The sequence below is a fragment of the Pseudoalteromonas sp. SG44-17 genome (assembly GCF_014164235.1).
Classification (GTDB): domain Bacteria; phylum Pseudomonadota; class Gammaproteobacteria; order Enterobacterales; family Alteromonadaceae; genus Pseudoalteromonas; species Pseudoalteromonas rhizosphaerae.
Map to the genome: position 1 here is coordinate 29,602 of NZ_JACJEV010000025.1, position 15,962 is coordinate 45,563.

Genomic DNA, 15,962 nt, shown 5'->3' on the forward strand with positions numbered 1-15,962 from the left:
TTCACTTAATTATCTCTTTTTTCTGTTACTTGCAGCGCTGACAAGGGGACACCTGCGGCATCCATACAATGCCATGCGACATTGGCAGTAGCTTCTAGTGTCGCCAATTGCTTAGCATTGCCTGCAAGTTCACTGATTAATGCTGGTTTGGCTAAATACGGGCGTAATAGTTCAACAATACTGTGTTGATTGAACTGCCCCTGTGGCATTAATAATGCCGCATTGCCATCAACTAAAAATTTTGCATTCGCAGTTTGATGATCGTCAACCGCATGCGGAAACGGCACAAACACGGCCATTTTTCCTGCAGCAGCAATCTCACTGACGGTTAACGCCCCCGCGCGGCAAATTACAATATCTGCCCAGCTATAAGCCGTATCCATATCATCAATAAACTCAGCCACCTTAGCTTGTTCAGCACTAAAACCTTGCTGCTGATATGCCTGTGTTACTGAGCCTAAATGACCTTTACCGGTTTGATGCCATGTATTGATCTGAAACTCTTCACTGAGCTGTTTAAATGCTGCTGGCAAAGTTTGGTTTAGCACCTGTGCACCTAACGAGCCACCAACGACCAACACGTTAACCGGACTTGATACTTCCCGCATTGCCACATTTGCTACGCTGGCTCGTACCGGATTACCAACCACGTCACTGTATCCAGAGGCAAATGCTTGCGGAAATGCAGCCAACACTTTATTGGCAAACTTGGCTAAGTACTTATTACTCATACCGGCAACTGCATTTTGCTCATGGATCACCAGTGGTATACCTAAGCTTTTTGCGGCAATGCCAGTCGGCCCAGTAACATAGCCGCCCATTGCTAACACAACATCAGGTTGTTGTTTTTTCAATACTTTGCGTGCTTGTAATATGGCAATAATCACCATAAAAGGGGCTTTTACTAAACGTGCAAGGCCATTGCCACGTACACCTTTAACATTAATAAAATCAATCTCAATATTATGCTTTGGTACAACCTGCGCTTCCATTCGATCAGCAGTGCCAATCCAACTCACTTGCCAACCTTGTTGCCTTAAGTGATCAGCCACAGCTATGCCGGGAAAAATATGCCCGCCAGTACCGCCAGCAACAACGACTAATTTTTTATTCATCGCTTGCCTCCACCGGATGTTGCTTGTTTAGTGGCCATTTTGGTTTCAAAATCCACGCGTAATAAAATACCTGCCGCAATAGTCATGATAAGTAAACTTGAGCCACCATAAGATACAAACGGCAAGGTTAAACCTTTGGTTGGCAAAATACCGGCACTCGCCCCCACATTAACCATGGTTTGAAATGCAAACCAAATACCTATTGCGAATGCAAAGTAACCTTCATATTCTTTGCCACATTTAAGTGCTTGCTGACCAATTAACAGTGCTCTAAACACCAAAGTACCAAACACCATTAAAATACTGACGATACCGATAAAACCTAACTCTTCGCCAATCACCGCAAAAATAAAGTCATTATGGGCTTCAGGTAAATATTGCAATTTTTGCACACTATTACCTAAACCTTGGCCAAACCAACCACCTTGGCTATATGCCATCAGCGATTGTACTAACTGGTAGCCTTTACCAAATGGGTCATCCCATGGTTCTAGAAAACCGACCACCCGCGCCATCCGGTATGGCTCAACAATAATGAGCAATACGACTAAGCCTACGCCTGTTAATATCAAGGCAAAAAACTGCCATAACTTAGCCCCAGCTAAGAACAATAAGCCTACGGTAGTTACAAACATCACCACCACAGTGCCTAAATCGGGCTGTAATAAAATCAACAATGCGTAAACTGCAAACACCGCGATTGGCTTAGCAAAGCCTTTGATGTTTTCTTGAACTTCCTCGCGTTTACGCACTAAGTAACCGGCGATATAACTGAAAAAGAATAATTTAGCCGCTTCAGCGACCTGAAAGCCCACCGGACCTACTGGGATCCAACGTTTTGCGCCATTCACTTCACGTCCAACGATTAACACCACTATCAGTAGCGCCATGCCAAACAGTAATAAGTAAGGATTCGAGCGTTTCCACCAAGTCATTGGTACACAACAGGTGATCCAAAACAGCACAAAGCCCATCGCCAAAAACATGCTGTGGCGAATAATAATATGATAGGGATTGTTAAATAAGCGATCAGCGGTCGGCATCGACGCACTCGTCACCATCACAAACCCCAAGCCAATTAGCATGATCACACAATATAACAGTGGCACATCGTATAACTGCGCCGAAGGCTTAGGAGTAAGGGTGTCACGAATATTAGCTAAAGCAATCATACTGCCTCCGCTAATACGCATTGACTAAAGTGCTCACCACGTTGCATATAATTGTTATACATATCTATACTGGCACATGCAGGTGCAAGCAACACAATATCGCCCGCAGTGGCAAGTTGCTTGGCAAGCATCACCGCTTGCTGCATATTTTCTGTTAAGTGGCCTTTGTCAGTCAACGCAACCAGTGCTTTGGCATCTTTACCAAAACAAATAAGCGCTTTAACTTGCTGTTGTAAATACGGCTTTAAGCTATCGAGATCGGCGCCTTTGGCATCGCCTCCGGCAATCACCACTAGTTGCTTGGCCTGATCGGCTAAACTTTCTATCGCCGCAATGGTGGCCCCGACATTCGTAGCTTTAGAGTCATTAAAATATTTAACCCCCGCTTGCTCGGCAACAAACTGACAACGATGCGCCAAGCCAGTAAATTGGCTAAAAGCTTGTGCAAACTGACTAGCACTGATATCAAATGGGCTCAATAATGCCATAACCGCTAACGCATTTAGCTGATTATGACGACCAACTACGGCTAAGCTACTAACAGGCAATAGAGCTTTGCCTTGATAACTAAAGTAACTGTCACCTTGATACGTCATTAAACAATAATCCGCATTTTCTAAGCCAAAGCTTAATTGCGGCATTGTTTTTGTATACGTTGCTGGGTCAGTCTTATTTACTACAGCCAGCGCGGCATTAGCATAAATCGTTTGTTTTGAATCAATATAGGCTTGGTAGCTCGGGTAACGGTCTAAATGATCTTCCGACACATTAAGTACCGTAGCGCTAACCGGTTTTAAGCTGTGCATCGTATCGAGCTGAAAACTCGATAGCTCTAATACGTAAACATCAAAATCATCAGCTAATAAATCCAGTGCGGCAGTACCAATATTTCCGCCAAGTCCGACTTTATAGCCAGCCGTTTTCAATACTTCATAAGCCAACGTAACGACAGTCGATTTACCGTTAGAGCCTGTTACAGCCACCACCGGCTTGTCTGTTAAACGAGCAAATAACTCAATATCACCAATCACTTCAACACCCGCTTGCATTGCTTGTGCAACTGCTGGAAGTGTTAAACTTAAACCGGGGCTGATGATGATCATATCAGCGCTTTCAAGCTGTGCAGTTGCCAAATTACCAAACTGCGTCGTTAAATTTGGCGCATGTTGTTGTAACCAATCACAACCGGGCGGTGATTGGCGACTATCAACTACATTAGGCGTTAAACCTTGAGATAATAAAAAACGCACAATGCCCAGACCGGTTACACCGAGTCCGAGCACTGTAATATGTTTGTTTTTCATCTCGTTTAAATACGTCATTTACCTGATCTTTAATGTTACTAGGCCAGCTAACACTAGCACGATAGAAATTATCCAAAAACGCACGATAACTCGTGGCTCAGGCCAGCCTTTTAATTCGTAATGATGATGGATTGGTGCCATTCTAAAAATCCGTTGGCCACGTAATTTATAAGAGCCAACTTGCAAGATAACCGACAGTGCTTCCATCACAAATACACCGCCCATAATGATTAAAATTAACTCTTGGCGAACTAATACAGCAATAATACCCAATGCTCCACCAAGCGCTAATGAACCAACATCACCCATAAATACTTGTGCTGGGTAAGTGTTAAACCATAAAAAGCCTAATCCGGCACCAACAATGGCGGTACATACCACAACCAACTCACTGGCCAATGGTAAATGTGGAATATGCAAGTAAGCTGAGAAATTCACGTTACCTGTTAAGTAAGCGATAATAGCCAGTGCTGCTGCCACTAAAATAGTCGGTACAATGGCCAGACCATCCAAGCCATCGGTCAGATTCACAGCATTTGACGTACCCACCACTACAAAGTAAGTCATAACTATGTAAAACAAACCTAGCTGCGGTAATACATCTTTAAAAAACGGCACTACTAATGATGTTTCGTTGGCATGATTAGCAGTAAAAAATAATGCGCAGGCAACCACTAAGGCAATCACTGACTGCCAAAAATACTTCCATTTAGCAATTAACCCTTTTGGATCTTTGCGGATCACTTTACGGTAATCATCAACAAAGCCAACAATTCCCAATGAGCCGATCACAAACAAGGTAGCCCATACATATTTATTCGCTAAATCAGCCCACAGTAAAGTACTGGTAAAAATAGACGCTAAAATTAACAAGCCTCCCATGGTTGGGGTGCCCTTTTTCGATAAATGCGACTCCGGGCCATCGTTACGAACTACTTGACCAATTTGCATTCTTTGCAAAGCACGGATCAACTTAGGCCCAAAATACAATGAAATTAATAATGCCGTTAAAATACCAAATACAGCGCGAACGGTTAAATACGAGAACACATTAAATGCACTGTAATATTGTGTTAAATACTCAGCCAGCCAAACTAACATTGAGATACTCCATTGCGGCCAGTTTGCTGGCTGTTAACTAAATCTTGTACTAATAATTCCATGCGAGAACTGCGTGATCCCTTCACGACTATGGTGGTTTTTTGTGCTGAGTCAGTTAACTGTGCTTGTAATTGTTGTAACAGTTCCTCGCGGCTTGAAAAATGCCGCTGTGGTTTAGCAAATTCATCACTGGCGTATTGACTCAATACACCTAAGCTATACAACTCATCAATACCTTGTTGTTTGGCATAGGCGCCAACTTGTTGGTGATAAAGCGCAGCTTCTTCACCAAGTTCTCCCATATCACCTAACGCTAAAATACGCTGACCTTGGAGGTCGCGTAATAAATCAATTGCAGCCTTAACCGATTGCACATTGGCATTATAAGTGTCATCAATCACGGTTAGTGTTTCATTGACTTGAATAATGTTTACTCGGCCTTTTACTTCAGCCATGCTTGCGAGTGCCGTTGCCACCGCCTCAAGACTAACGCCAAATTCACAGGTTAATGCAGCTGCTATAAGGGCGTTTGTAACATTGTGACGACCTGGCAATGCAAGCTTAACGGGTACTCGCTGCTGCTTGGTACAAATATAAAAAGACGCCTGAGCTTGCTCATCGAGGCTGACTTCTTCTGCCCAAATATCTAGTTTATCAGTGCTTGAAAAACGTTTTACACTGCGCCCTTGTAACTTAGTAAGCCAACCATCACTGAATTCGCTGTCACAGTTAACTAGCGCAATGCCATGCTCTTTCAAACCATCGTAAATTTCACTTTTAGCCGTTGCCACACCCGCAAGAGAGCCAAAACCCTCAATATGCGCAGCTGCCACATTACAAACAACGGCAACATCTGGCTTAGTCATCGCCGTGGTGTAGGCAATTTCACCAATATGGTTAGCGCCAAGCTCGATAACCGCATATTTGTGCTGCGGTTCTAGGCGTAACAAGGTTAATGGCACGCCAATATCATTATTAAAATTACCTTTGGTCGACAGTACTTCACCGTGAGGAGCTAAAATAGCTGCGCACATTTCTTTTACTGTGGTTTTACCGACACTACCTGTAATTGCGATAGTTTTTGGTGCCACACTGGCCATTACCGCAGCACCAATTTCGCCTAGCGCAATACGCGTATCAGTAACTAAAAACTGTGGAATATCAACGGCAACTTTTTGACTAACAATAGCGGCTATTGCGCCTTTGTCTTTCGCTTGTTGTAAAAACTGATGGCCATCAAAATTAGGGCCTTGTAGGGCTAAAAATACTTCTCCTTCGCATACGGTGCGAGTATCGGTATTAATATTTTTTACTGTTTGATTATCACCTTGATAATCAGTTGCTAGCACATTTGCTAGCCAATCAAAATCCATTGGGATCATAACTGCGATCCTCTTATTTGTTGTTCTTGTGGGTCTAGCTTTTGCTTTTGTTGTAAGTGCTGCTGGACAAATTTACGATCGCAAAAATCTATCCGTTGCGTACCAATTATTTGATAATCTTCATGGCCTTTGCCTGCAATAAGCACTACGTCATTGGCATTTGCGTTATCTATTGCAAAGGCAATAGCATGAGCACGGTCAGCTTCTAAGTGCGCACGGTCAGGCTGGCTTAAACCAGCAGCAACATCTTTAATGATCTGCCATGGCTCTTCGCTACGCGGGTTATCACTGGTAATAATTACTTTATCAGCATTTTGCTCAGCCGCTTGGGCCATCATTGGTCGCTTGCCTTTATCACGGTCTCCGCCGCAACCAAATACACAACTTACGCCACCGGGCACATGTTGTTGCAATGCTTGCAATGCTAAAGCTAACGCATCTGGCGTGTGAGCATAATCAACAATACAGGTTGGTTGGTTTGGCGCGCTAAATGCTTGCATGCGTCCAGCAACTGGTTGCAAGCTTGCACAACCCGCTGCCAGTTGATCTAATGGGTAACCTAAACCAAGTAAAGTTGCGATTGCAGCCGCTAAATTATATAAATTAAATTCGCCAAACAGCGGACAGGTAATAGCAATATCACCCCAACTTGTAGTCAACTGTGCCGATATACCGGTTTTATGGTAAGAAACATCAGTAAAGTACACAAACTTAGCACCTTTTGGCTGCAAGTTTTTATGGCCATAACACACTAAGTTATTAAAATCGTATTGTTCTAACCATTGCTCTACTTGGTTATCATCTTGATTTAGTACCACCAGCTGCGCGTCAAAATCTCGCATTAGCATTAACTTTGCATCGGCATAACTGGCCATATCACCGTGGTAATCTAAATGATCGCGCGATAAATTGGTAAACACAGCAGCTTTAAAGTGCGTTTTCGCAACACGCTGCTGTACCAAACCATGTGATGACACTTCCATCGCCACCAGTTTGTTATTGTCAGTGGCAAGTTGCGCTAATATTCTTTGTAAATCAACACAAGACGGTGTGGTATTGATTAACTCAGTTAAACTTTCTGGTTGCCCATACCCAAGCGTACCGATAATCGCTGATTGGGTGTCGCAAAACTTAGCTAAATGAGCAATCATCGCAGTGGTAGTTGATTTACCATTGGTGCCAGTAACACCTACCACATCTAATTGTTTACTTGGTTGCTGATAAAAATGACTCGCTAATGCGGGCAATTTCTTATTCAAATCGGAAATTAAATAAAGCGGCTCAAAATCACATTCAAACTCACATAAACGATCAGCAATTACTGCGACAGCACCATTTGCAATCGCTTTATCTATAAATTGTCCGCCATCTAATTGATGACCTTTAATTGCTACAAAGACATCCCCAGGGGTTACATCTCGACTATCTAAACGTAAGTGCCTTACTAATAAGCTTGTTGCTGCTACTTCTATTTGTTGTAAAATTATTTTTAAATCACGCATCATCATCTATGCCCTTCACGTAGGCAACCGAGCCTTTGTCTGGTGCCACGTTTAAAATTCTTAACGCATTGGAGATTATTTCTGCAAACACTGGTCCTGCAGTTGCACCGCCATAATAAACATCTCCACCGGGCTCATTGATCATTACAACAACAGCTAAACGTGGATTACTCGCAGGTGCTATACCAGTAAAGTAACCTACATACTCATCACCATAACCACCTGCGGCAGCTTTTTTAGAGGTACCCGTTTTACCCGCAGCACGATAACCATCAACTTTTACCCGGCTCGCTGTACCACCTTCTTCAAAAACGCTTTCCATCATATGCACAACCGCTTCAACATCTTTTTGTTGAAAAACACGCTCGCCTTCAGGGATTGAATCTTGCTTGAGGATGGTCAATGGTCTATTGATCCCGCCGGCACCTAACATGGCATAAAAACGCGCCATTTGTGCGGTGCTTACAGCAACGTTATAACCAAAAGAAAGTGCTGCAATTTCATGGTCAGACCAACGTCGATTCGGATAAAACAAGCCACTACTTTCACCAACCATGCCGGTGCCTGTATCTGAACCAAAGCCAACCTTTTGGAACAAGCCAACAAAGTAATCCTTCGGTACATCTTGCGTTATTTTTGTCACCCCCATGTTACTGGAGTACTTTAAAATCTCACGTAAGGTCATTTCACCATGGTTACGCGAGTCTGTAACTAACGTACCACCAATGCGCATCCAGCCTGGGTAAGTATCAATTTTATCATCCGGTTGGATTGAGCCGTAGTCTAACCCAGCTAATATGGCTAGAGGCTTAACGGTTGAACCTGGTTCGAACAAATCCGTGATCGCTCGATTTCGGCGTTTATGCGGGGCTGCATCATTTAAATTATTTGGATTAAAAGACGGGCTGTTAACCATCGCTAACACTTCACCAGTTTTCACATCGACCACCATCGCAGAGCCAGACGTTGCTTTGTAGGTTAGAACTGCTGATTTTACTGCTTTATAAGCAATCGCTTGAATGCGTTGATCAATACTTAAATGAATACTTTCAGGCTCGATCCGTTCACGTTCATCAAGCACTTCAACTTCACGACCCTGTGCATCTTTGCGAATTGTGCGACGACCTTCAACGCCAGTTAATGCGTTTTCGTAAAGCTTCTCTATGCCTTCGATACCTTTGCCATCAATATTAGTAAAACCAAGCACATGTGCGGTAACTTCTCCGGCAGGATAATAGCGTTTTGATTCATCTAATAGATGAATACCAGGCAGACGTAAGTCGCCAATATAATTGGCAACGGCAGGGGTTACTTGGCGTTTTAAATAAACAAAGCGGCGACTGGCATCATCCCGCAAGCGACCATTGATTGTTTTCGGTTCAATACGCAGTACGTCGGCAAGTTCACGCCAACGCAAATCATTTTTGTAGTACAACGCAATACGCTGTTCAAGTAGCGCGGTATTTTCTGCAAGAGCATTCTCATCTTCGCCATTTTTACGCGCTTGCTTGAGCACTTTAGCACGCAATGATTTATGCAATGCTTTAGGATCCGCATACACGCTTACCACAGGCACACTAACTGCAAGTTCTTTACCATGACGGTCAAAAATCATCCCGCGTTGCACATGCAACTTTTCCACGCGCACAGTACGTTTATTACTTTCTGAACGGGCTTTATCAGGCTCGATAACTTGTAAATAAGCAGCACGAGAAACTAAAGTAACAAAAACCAGCAGCACCACAGAGCACACCAGCATAAAACGCCATGTGATCAAACTATTAACTGGTTTTTTCCCTCTACTTCTCATGGTAGTACTATCACCTGTTCGTCTTGGCTTGTGGACCGTTTCATCTGAAGTTGCTCGATAGCAATTTCTTCAATGCGTGCATGTTGCGAATAAAACTCTTCTTCAACTAATAGGTAACGCCATTCTAAATCGAGTTCATCTCGCTGTTGTAACAACTGATCTTGCTCAATCAGCTCTTGGCGAGCAAAGTGAGTGACCTGCACCACACTCAAACTTGATGCGAATATCACAACCAACAAGGCCGAGGTTAGCTTATTAGCTCCTAGGCCTTTGATTATTTCTAAAAATAAATTGGGTTGTCGATGATTCGCTTTAGGCTTCATCCCAACCTCTGTGCCACCCTAAGTACTGAACTGCGTGAACGTGGGTTACGGTCAACTTCAGCTTGGCTTGGCTTAATAGCTTTACCCACTGCCTTTAACGTCAGATTTTTATTTATTTGTGCATCAGTTAAAGGCAGACCTCTGGGTAATGCCACTCCCTTACTCTGTTTTTTAATAAACTGTTTAACAATACGATCTTCTAGTGAATGAAACGAAATCACCACTAACCGACCACCGGGCTTTAGTACACCCAGCGCAGCTTGTAATGCCGTTTGAATCTCTTCCAATTCACTGTTGATATAAATACGAATAGCTTGGAAAGTACGCGTCGCAGGATGTTTGAATTTGTCTTTTACTGGCACTGCTTCGTCAACTAAATCAGCTAGTTGCTTAGTTGTTGTAATCGGCGTATGTGCTCGCACTTCAAGCACTTTATGTGCAATACGACGACCAAATTTTTCTTCGCCATAAGTTTTGATCACATGAACAATCTCCTCCAGCTCGGCTTCAGCTAACCACTGCGCAGCACTGCGGCCGCTGGTAGGATCCATGCGCATATCAAGCGGGCCATCTTTCATAAAGCTAAAACCACGCTCGGCATCATCTAGTTGTGGTGATGACACACCGATATCTAATAAAATGCCATCTACTTTTCCTAATAGATCGTTTTGCTCTGCCACTTCGTATAGATTAGAAAAGCGAGTATGGGCAATGGCAAAACGACTATCATCGGCAAACTTTTCGGCAGACTTGATCGCTTGTGGATCTTGGTCAATAGCTTGTAATCGACCATGTTCACCAAGGCGCGCCAAGATTTGTCCAGAATGTCCGCCTCGGCCAAATGTACCATCCATATAAATACCGTCTGGCTTAATTGCTAGACCTTCGATGGTTTCGTCCATTAGTACGGAAATATGTTCAAATTGCGCTGTCATTAGCTATTGTTTGCCTTTTTATTGTGTGATCAGAGCGAAAAATTATCTAAGTCTGGGGTCGATTCAAACTCACCGAGTCGTTCAATTTCGGTGTCTTGGCGCATTTGTTCATGCCAACGCTCTTCATCCCAGATCTCAAATTTATTCATCAAACCGACCAACATGATTTTTTTGCCTAAATCAGCATGAGACCGTAACGACGGTGCCAGCAATATTCGACCATTTTTATCTAATTGGTATTCTGTTGCATTACCTAACAACATCCTTTGCATGCGTCGAGCGCGTGGATTCATATTGGAAATTTTAGCTAAGCGATCTTCTATATCCTGCCATTGCGCCAATGGATATAACCACAAGCAAGGCTCGTTCAGTGCGACAGTACAGATCACCGTCCCCTGATCTTCAGACAACAACGAGTCTCGGTACTTAGTAGGTACCGCAAATCGTCCTTTATCATCCAAACTCAGTGAACTCGCACCACGGAACATAAAAAGCCTACTCTAAAAGTTTGTAATTAATCTGTTTTGATTAATTTGATCCAATTTGATCCACTAAATACCACTTTTTACCACAGTGCTCCAGTTTAGGGCTTGACAAGCTATTTTGTCAAGTCAGCAAAAACCTATAATAGCGTGTTAAAGCCAGAAAAAATAAGGCCTAGCGCAAAGCTACTGAATTACGTGGGAAAAAGTGGATAACTACAAAAAAAATATTTTATTCTGAGATAAAACAAAATAAACAGACTTAAATGATTAATGAATAATCAATGAACAGTTACAAAATATTAGTAGCGAATTACTGCTTAATAGATCTTGTAAAATTTACGCGATCTTTTTGCAATAGTTACTTAAAACGCTGTTATTTCAAACAAACCAATTCGAAAAATAAAAAGTAAAACATTGATTTGTAAGTAATTAAATAAGATTGTAGAAGTGGTACGAAGGCTGCAACAAGTATTACACAATTTAGTTTTAATATTTAAGGAACGATTACTATGACTACTTCAACATCGAGTTCTAATTCAGCTGCAAAAACCAGTAAAAAAGTTGATGACATCGCTGCTCACACTGAATCGCCATTAACAGATAAAGCAACCTCAGCGGCTCATCTTGCTGTTGATTCGCTGTCTTCTAAGGCTGCAACAGCAGAGCAAAATATTCGCCATGGTGCTTCAAGCTCAGCTGAAACTCTGACTGAAAAGCAAAAAATTGCGCGTGAAAAACTGTCTGAATACAGTGGTAAAACTCGTCAATTAGCCGCTGAAAATCCGCTTGCTACAGCTGGTATTGCGTTTGCAGCCGGTATGCTAGTAACTGCACTATTTCGCCGTAGCAAGTAAGCGATTATGCAACCACATACCGATCCTAAAGATAAACAGCATCAAGCCGCTGATCCTGCACCGCAAAGTGCTGATCAGTGGCAAGATCATCTTGCTAAATTGTCTCAATACGGTGAACAGCTTTATCAGGACTATCGCCAACAGGCAGGTATTTGTAAAGAATTAGCGAGTGCCGAGTGGCGACTATCAACCCGCTCTTTGGCATTGACTATTATTTTACTGGTAAGTTTTGCCGGTGGCTTAGTATTGTTGTGGGCCGGTTTGCTGATCACACTTGGCTTTGCGATTTTTGCCTTTAGTCAATCAATATGGCTCAGTGCTGTGTGTCTAATTGGCTTACAATTGCTTTGTTTGATGTGGCTGTGGAAAAATATTGGTTATATCAGCAGTAAAATTGGCTTTGATAAAACTGCGCACAGCATTAAACAATTACTCAATATAAATAGGGGTGAATAATGCTAATTGATTATTTTATTAAGAAACCAAATCATAAAGTTCGTCACTTAAGTCAAAAAATGAATAGCATCAATGCGTTAAAACAGCAACATCATCAAGCTTTCAATTACCGACTTAAACGCTTTGCAGTATCGAATGTCGGTATTGCCAGTGCCTTTACGGCAGGTGCAGGCTTTCAAGCGCTAAATAGTCATAACCAAAATTCATCCAAAAAAATAAAGCTAAGTCAATTTAGCTGGTTATTACGTTTACTATAATAATGAGGTTTACGTAGCGCAATCATACTCTTTTGCGTAGTTGCTCTATTATTTATTAGAGAAAGTATAAATAACCTTTTATTATATATGGTTATTTTCAACTTAATTGGCTACAATTTTATGCCAAAGCCCAGTATGAAGAGTATTGTTATTTTTTCCTCATCGTTACAACACCGACTTTATCGTTTATTTATCTTACTGAGCTTACCAGGTATTTTGGTGATCTTATTTAGCCTTTGGCATGCTAAAGAAACGGCGCGCCAAGAGAGTCGGCTGCAGGCTTTAACGGTTGCCGAACAGCTTGTTGAGCAGCAAATTGAGCTACTCAAAAAAATTAAAACATTTACCACTCAACTTGGTGATTTAAAAGATTTTGCCGCGCCATTACAAACCGACTGCCCTTATTACTTAGCTAAAATACAAAAACTTCAACCTGAAATTGCAAATATTGGTATCGTCAATATACAAGGCGATGCGGTGTGTTTATTACAAGGACGCAAAGAAAATATTAATATTGCCGATCGTGAATACTTTAAAAATGCTGTGGCAACTAAAAGCTTTGCCATTGGCTATTTTCAAAAAGATCGCAGTATCAATTCCCTCAGTTTCAATTTTGCTTATCCACTTATTGATCAGCAGCAACAAGTATATGGGGCGGTAGTAACGGTTGTCACATTAGATTGGTGGAGCCAGATACTTGCCAACTCTCACTTACCCGAAGATGCCATTGCTGTTATAACCGACAACAACGGTCGCATTATTGCAAATTACCCTAACGATCCATCGCTGTTTGGCGAAAATATTAACGCCTATGGATTTAGCTCTGAACTACCTATGCTCAATAGCACAATTGAATTGCAAGGTATTAATCACATTTTACACAGTAAAACCATGTATACCGATGAAACTAAAAATAGCCTAAACGTCTATGTTGTCATGCCATTTAATAACGCAATTCAAGCTGCCAACCAACTATTTTTTATCACATTAGCTGCATTTACATTGATGATTATTGGCCTCTCTATATATGCTCATAGCCAATTAAAGCGCAACGTATTAACGCCCATAGCACAACTCACTCTGACGATTAAAGAGCTTGCGCAAGGGTTATTACCAAAACAGTTTTCTTTAAATAGCCCAGAGCTGAATACTCTCTATCAACATTTTAAAGAGATGGCGCAAACACGTCTGACGGCAGAAGCGAGTGTCAAACGCCAACATGACGAATTAAGTAGTTTATTAAACGCTTTGCCTGATACCTATATTCGGATCAATGTTCACGGTGATGTACTGAACTTAGGTGGGCAAATTTCACAGTTAAATTTACCGGTGTGTACGCGTTCAAAGTTACATCTTCGCGAGCTACTTGGTGAAGAAAAAAGTAAACAGTTACTTAGGAACTTACCCTGTAAAAATAAAACTAGCCAATTTGAGTTAATAATCAATAACAGCGAAGTCGAGCAAGTATTTGAAGCGCGGATCAGTGCCAAGCATAATAGCAACGAGTACACTATTGTGTTGCAAGATATCAGCCAGCGAAAGAACGCTGAAAAAGCCTCTCATCTGGCCTCATTGGTCTACTCAAATAGCAGTGAAGGAATGGCTATTACCGATCCAAACGGCGTTATCTTAGATGTTAACCCAGCTTTTTGTGAAGTAACTCAATACAGTAAAAAAGAAATACTGGGCAATACCACCGCTATCTTAGCTTCAGGCAAACACAGCAAAGCGTTTTATCATGAAATGTGGCTACAGTTACAAAAAACGGGTCGTTGGCAAGGTGAAATAATTAACCGTCGTAAAGATGGCGAGTTATTCACTGAATGGCTTACTATCGATACTGTATACAATGAACATTCTGAAGCGCAGCGCAGAGTCGCGATCTTTACCGATATTACTGCTAAAAAAGCAGCAGAAGATCTGATATGGCATCAAACTCACTATGATCATTTAACCAATCTACCTAATCGAATTGAGCTTAAAGAACGCTTAAATCAGCGCCTCAACAACAGCTTAAATCCTAATGAGCCACTGGTGATCATGCTACTTGATCTTGATCATTTCAAAGACATAAATGACACCTTAGGCCATTTTTATGGTGACGAATTACTTAAGTTGATCGCAATTCGTTTGCAACAAGAAATTGTTGATATTGAGTTTATTGCACGTATTGGTGGCGACGAATTTGTCATTGTGCATGCCAAGCTAGTCACTGAAGAACACATTAAAAAAGTAGCCAACGATATCCTCAATGCCATGACAAAAGCATTTATACTCGAAGGCGAAGAACTACACATAGCAACCAGCATCGGCATCGCTATTGCACCAATCGATGGCGATAGCTCAGAGCTGTTATTAAAAGCCGCCGACCAAGCCATGTATAAAGCCAAACAAAATGGTCGTAACTGTTTTGAGTTTTTCAATCACAACTTACGTGAGCAAGCACAAGCGCGTATGGATTTACTCAAAAATATGCGCTATGGCATTGAACAAAAACAATTTGATCTTTATTACCAAGCAATCGTTAACCTAGATTCTGGGCACATTCATAAAGCAGAAGCACTATTGCGCTGGCGCCACCCGACACGCGGCGTAATTAGTCCCGCAGAGTTTATACCTTTAGCCGAAGAGTCTAGATATATCAACCCATTAGGACAATTTGTATTTACTCGCGCATTACAAACGCTAACGGTTTTACGAGCCCAGGTTGATGCCAACTTTCAACTTAGTATTAATGTCTCGCCAGTGCAATTTAGTTGCCTTGATAGCGGTATTGATCAGTGGCCAGCCTTGCTAAAAGCCGCCAATTTACCACCGAGTGCAATTGTTAGCGAGATCACCGAAGGGTTAATGATCGCACCAGAGCAACTCACTCAACAACGTCTGAAAGCGCTGGTAAAATCCGGTATGGAACTCGCTTTAGATGACTTTGGCACCGGCTATTCATCGCTTGCCTACTTGCAACAAATGGACGCAGATTATTTAAAAATTGATAAATGTTTTGTTGATAACATTCAAGCCGACAATCAAGATCTGGCGTTATGCAAAGCAATTATCACTATGGCACATCAATTTGGTTTAAAAGTGATTGCCGAAGGCATTGAAACACCAGAGCAGCAGCAATTATTACTTGATATAGGGTGTGATTATGGCCAAGGCTATTTGTTTGCAAAGCCATTACCCGAACAGGAATTTTTAGCGCTAGTAAGCAATCAATCCACAACAACGACCTAAATACGAAAGACTAAATACAGATCCAGCACACA

At 41.9% G+C, this 15,962-nt stretch carries 14 protein-coding genes; 4 read left to right on the forward strand and 10 right to left on the reverse strand.

The genetic code is table 11. The annotated features are described in order from the left end of the window. Positions 1 to 5: 5 nt before the first annotated feature. The 10 genes from murG to mraZ are packed head-to-tail and all read right to left on the reverse strand — an operon-like array spanning position 6 to position 11,132. Positions 6 to 1,115, reverse strand: a complete 1,110-nt coding sequence (gene murG / locus H5182_RS16105; protein ID WP_182760320.1) for an undecaprenyldiphospho-muramoylpentapeptide beta-N-acetylglucosaminyltransferase — start codon at positions 1,113 to 1,115, stop codon at positions 6 to 8. Next, on the reverse strand, positions 1,112 to 2,287 hold the full coding sequence (gene ftsW, locus H5182_RS16110) for a cell division protein FtsW (RefSeq protein WP_182718050.1): 1,176 nt from the start codon (positions 2,285 to 2,287) through the stop codon (positions 1,112 to 1,114). Before ftsW ends, murG begins: the two co-directional genes overlap by 4 nt. Continuing rightward, a complete protein-coding gene (gene murD, locus H5182_RS16115; protein ID WP_182735146.1) occupies positions 2,284 to 3,609 on the reverse strand; it encodes a UDP-N-acetylmuramoyl-L-alanine--D-glutamate ligase in 1,326 nt (441 codons plus the stop codon). The genes ftsW and murD overlap by 4 nt, the downstream gene beginning before the upstream one ends. Continuing rightward, positions 3,610 to 4,692 carry a phospho-N-acetylmuramoyl-pentapeptide-transferase gene (gene mraY, locus H5182_RS16120; protein WP_145236872.1) on the reverse strand — a complete coding sequence of 361 codons (1,083 nt, stop codon included), beginning with the start codon at positions 4,690 to 4,692 and terminating at the stop codon, positions 3,610 to 3,612. Further along, positions 4,686 to 6,074 carry a UDP-N-acetylmuramoyl-tripeptide--D-alanyl-D-alanine ligase gene (murF, locus tag H5182_RS16125; protein WP_182760321.1) on the reverse strand — a complete coding sequence of 463 codons (1,389 nt, stop codon included), beginning with the start codon at positions 6,072 to 6,074 and terminating at the stop codon, positions 4,686 to 4,688. Before murF ends, mraY begins: the two co-directional genes overlap by 7 nt. Next, complete coding sequence (gene murE, locus H5182_RS16130) at positions 6,071 to 7,576, reverse strand: UDP-N-acetylmuramoyl-L-alanyl-D-glutamate--2,6-diaminopimelate ligase (RefSeq protein ID WP_182735153.1); 1,506 nt, start codon at positions 7,574 to 7,576, stop codon at positions 6,071 to 6,073. Before murE ends, murF begins: the two co-directional genes overlap by 4 nt. Beyond that, a complete protein-coding gene (locus H5182_RS16135; protein WP_182731646.1) occupies positions 7,569 to 9,386 on the reverse strand; it encodes a penicillin-binding transpeptidase domain-containing protein in 1,818 nt (605 codons plus the stop codon). Before H5182_RS16135 ends, murE begins: the two co-directional genes overlap by 8 nt. Beyond that, complete coding sequence (gene ftsL, locus H5182_RS16140) at positions 9,383 to 9,709, reverse strand: cell division protein FtsL (RefSeq protein WP_145236863.1); 327 nt, start codon at positions 9,707 to 9,709, stop codon at positions 9,383 to 9,385. The genes H5182_RS16135 and ftsL overlap by 4 nt, the downstream gene beginning before the upstream one ends. Then, positions 9,706 to 10,644, reverse strand: coding sequence for a 16S rRNA (cytosine(1402)-N(4))-methyltransferase RsmH (gene rsmH / locus H5182_RS16145; protein WP_182760322.1), 939 nt, complete (start codon positions 10,642 to 10,644; stop codon positions 9,706 to 9,708). Before rsmH ends, ftsL begins: the two co-directional genes overlap by 4 nt. 29 nt (positions 10,645 to 10,673) lie before the next feature. Further along, entirely contained in the window at positions 10,674 to 11,132 is a 459-nt protein-coding gene (gene mraZ, locus H5182_RS16150) for a division/cell wall cluster transcriptional repressor MraZ (RefSeq protein ID WP_145236856.1), read from the reverse strand. 506 nt (positions 11,133 to 11,638) lie between these two features. Here mraZ and H5182_RS16155 point away from each other — a divergent pair. The 4 genes from H5182_RS16155 to H5182_RS16170 all read left to right on the forward strand — a co-directional run bounded on the left by H5182_RS16155 (position 11,639) and on the right by H5182_RS16170 (position 15,930). After that, positions 11,639 to 11,983, forward strand: coding sequence for a DUF883 domain-containing protein (locus H5182_RS16155; protein ID WP_182731648.1), 345 nt, complete (start codon positions 11,639 to 11,641; stop codon positions 11,981 to 11,983). 6 nt (positions 11,984 to 11,989) lie between these two features. Continuing rightward, positions 11,990 to 12,439: a hypothetical protein gene (locus H5182_RS16160; protein ID WP_182731649.1), complete on the forward strand. Its 450-nt coding sequence runs from the start codon at positions 11,990 to 11,992 to the stop codon at positions 12,437 to 12,439. Next, positions 12,439 to 12,696, forward strand: coding sequence for a hypothetical protein (locus H5182_RS16165; protein ID WP_182731650.1), 258 nt, complete (start codon positions 12,439 to 12,441; stop codon positions 12,694 to 12,696). The genes H5182_RS16160 and H5182_RS16165 overlap by 1 nt, the downstream gene beginning before the upstream one ends. A gap of 135 nt (positions 12,697 to 12,831) precedes the next feature. Beyond that, positions 12,832 to 15,930: an EAL domain-containing protein gene (locus H5182_RS16170; protein ID WP_220497101.1), complete on the forward strand. Its 3,099-nt coding sequence runs from the start codon at positions 12,832 to 12,834 to the stop codon at positions 15,928 to 15,930. Positions 15,931 to 15,962 lie beyond the last annotated feature (32 nt).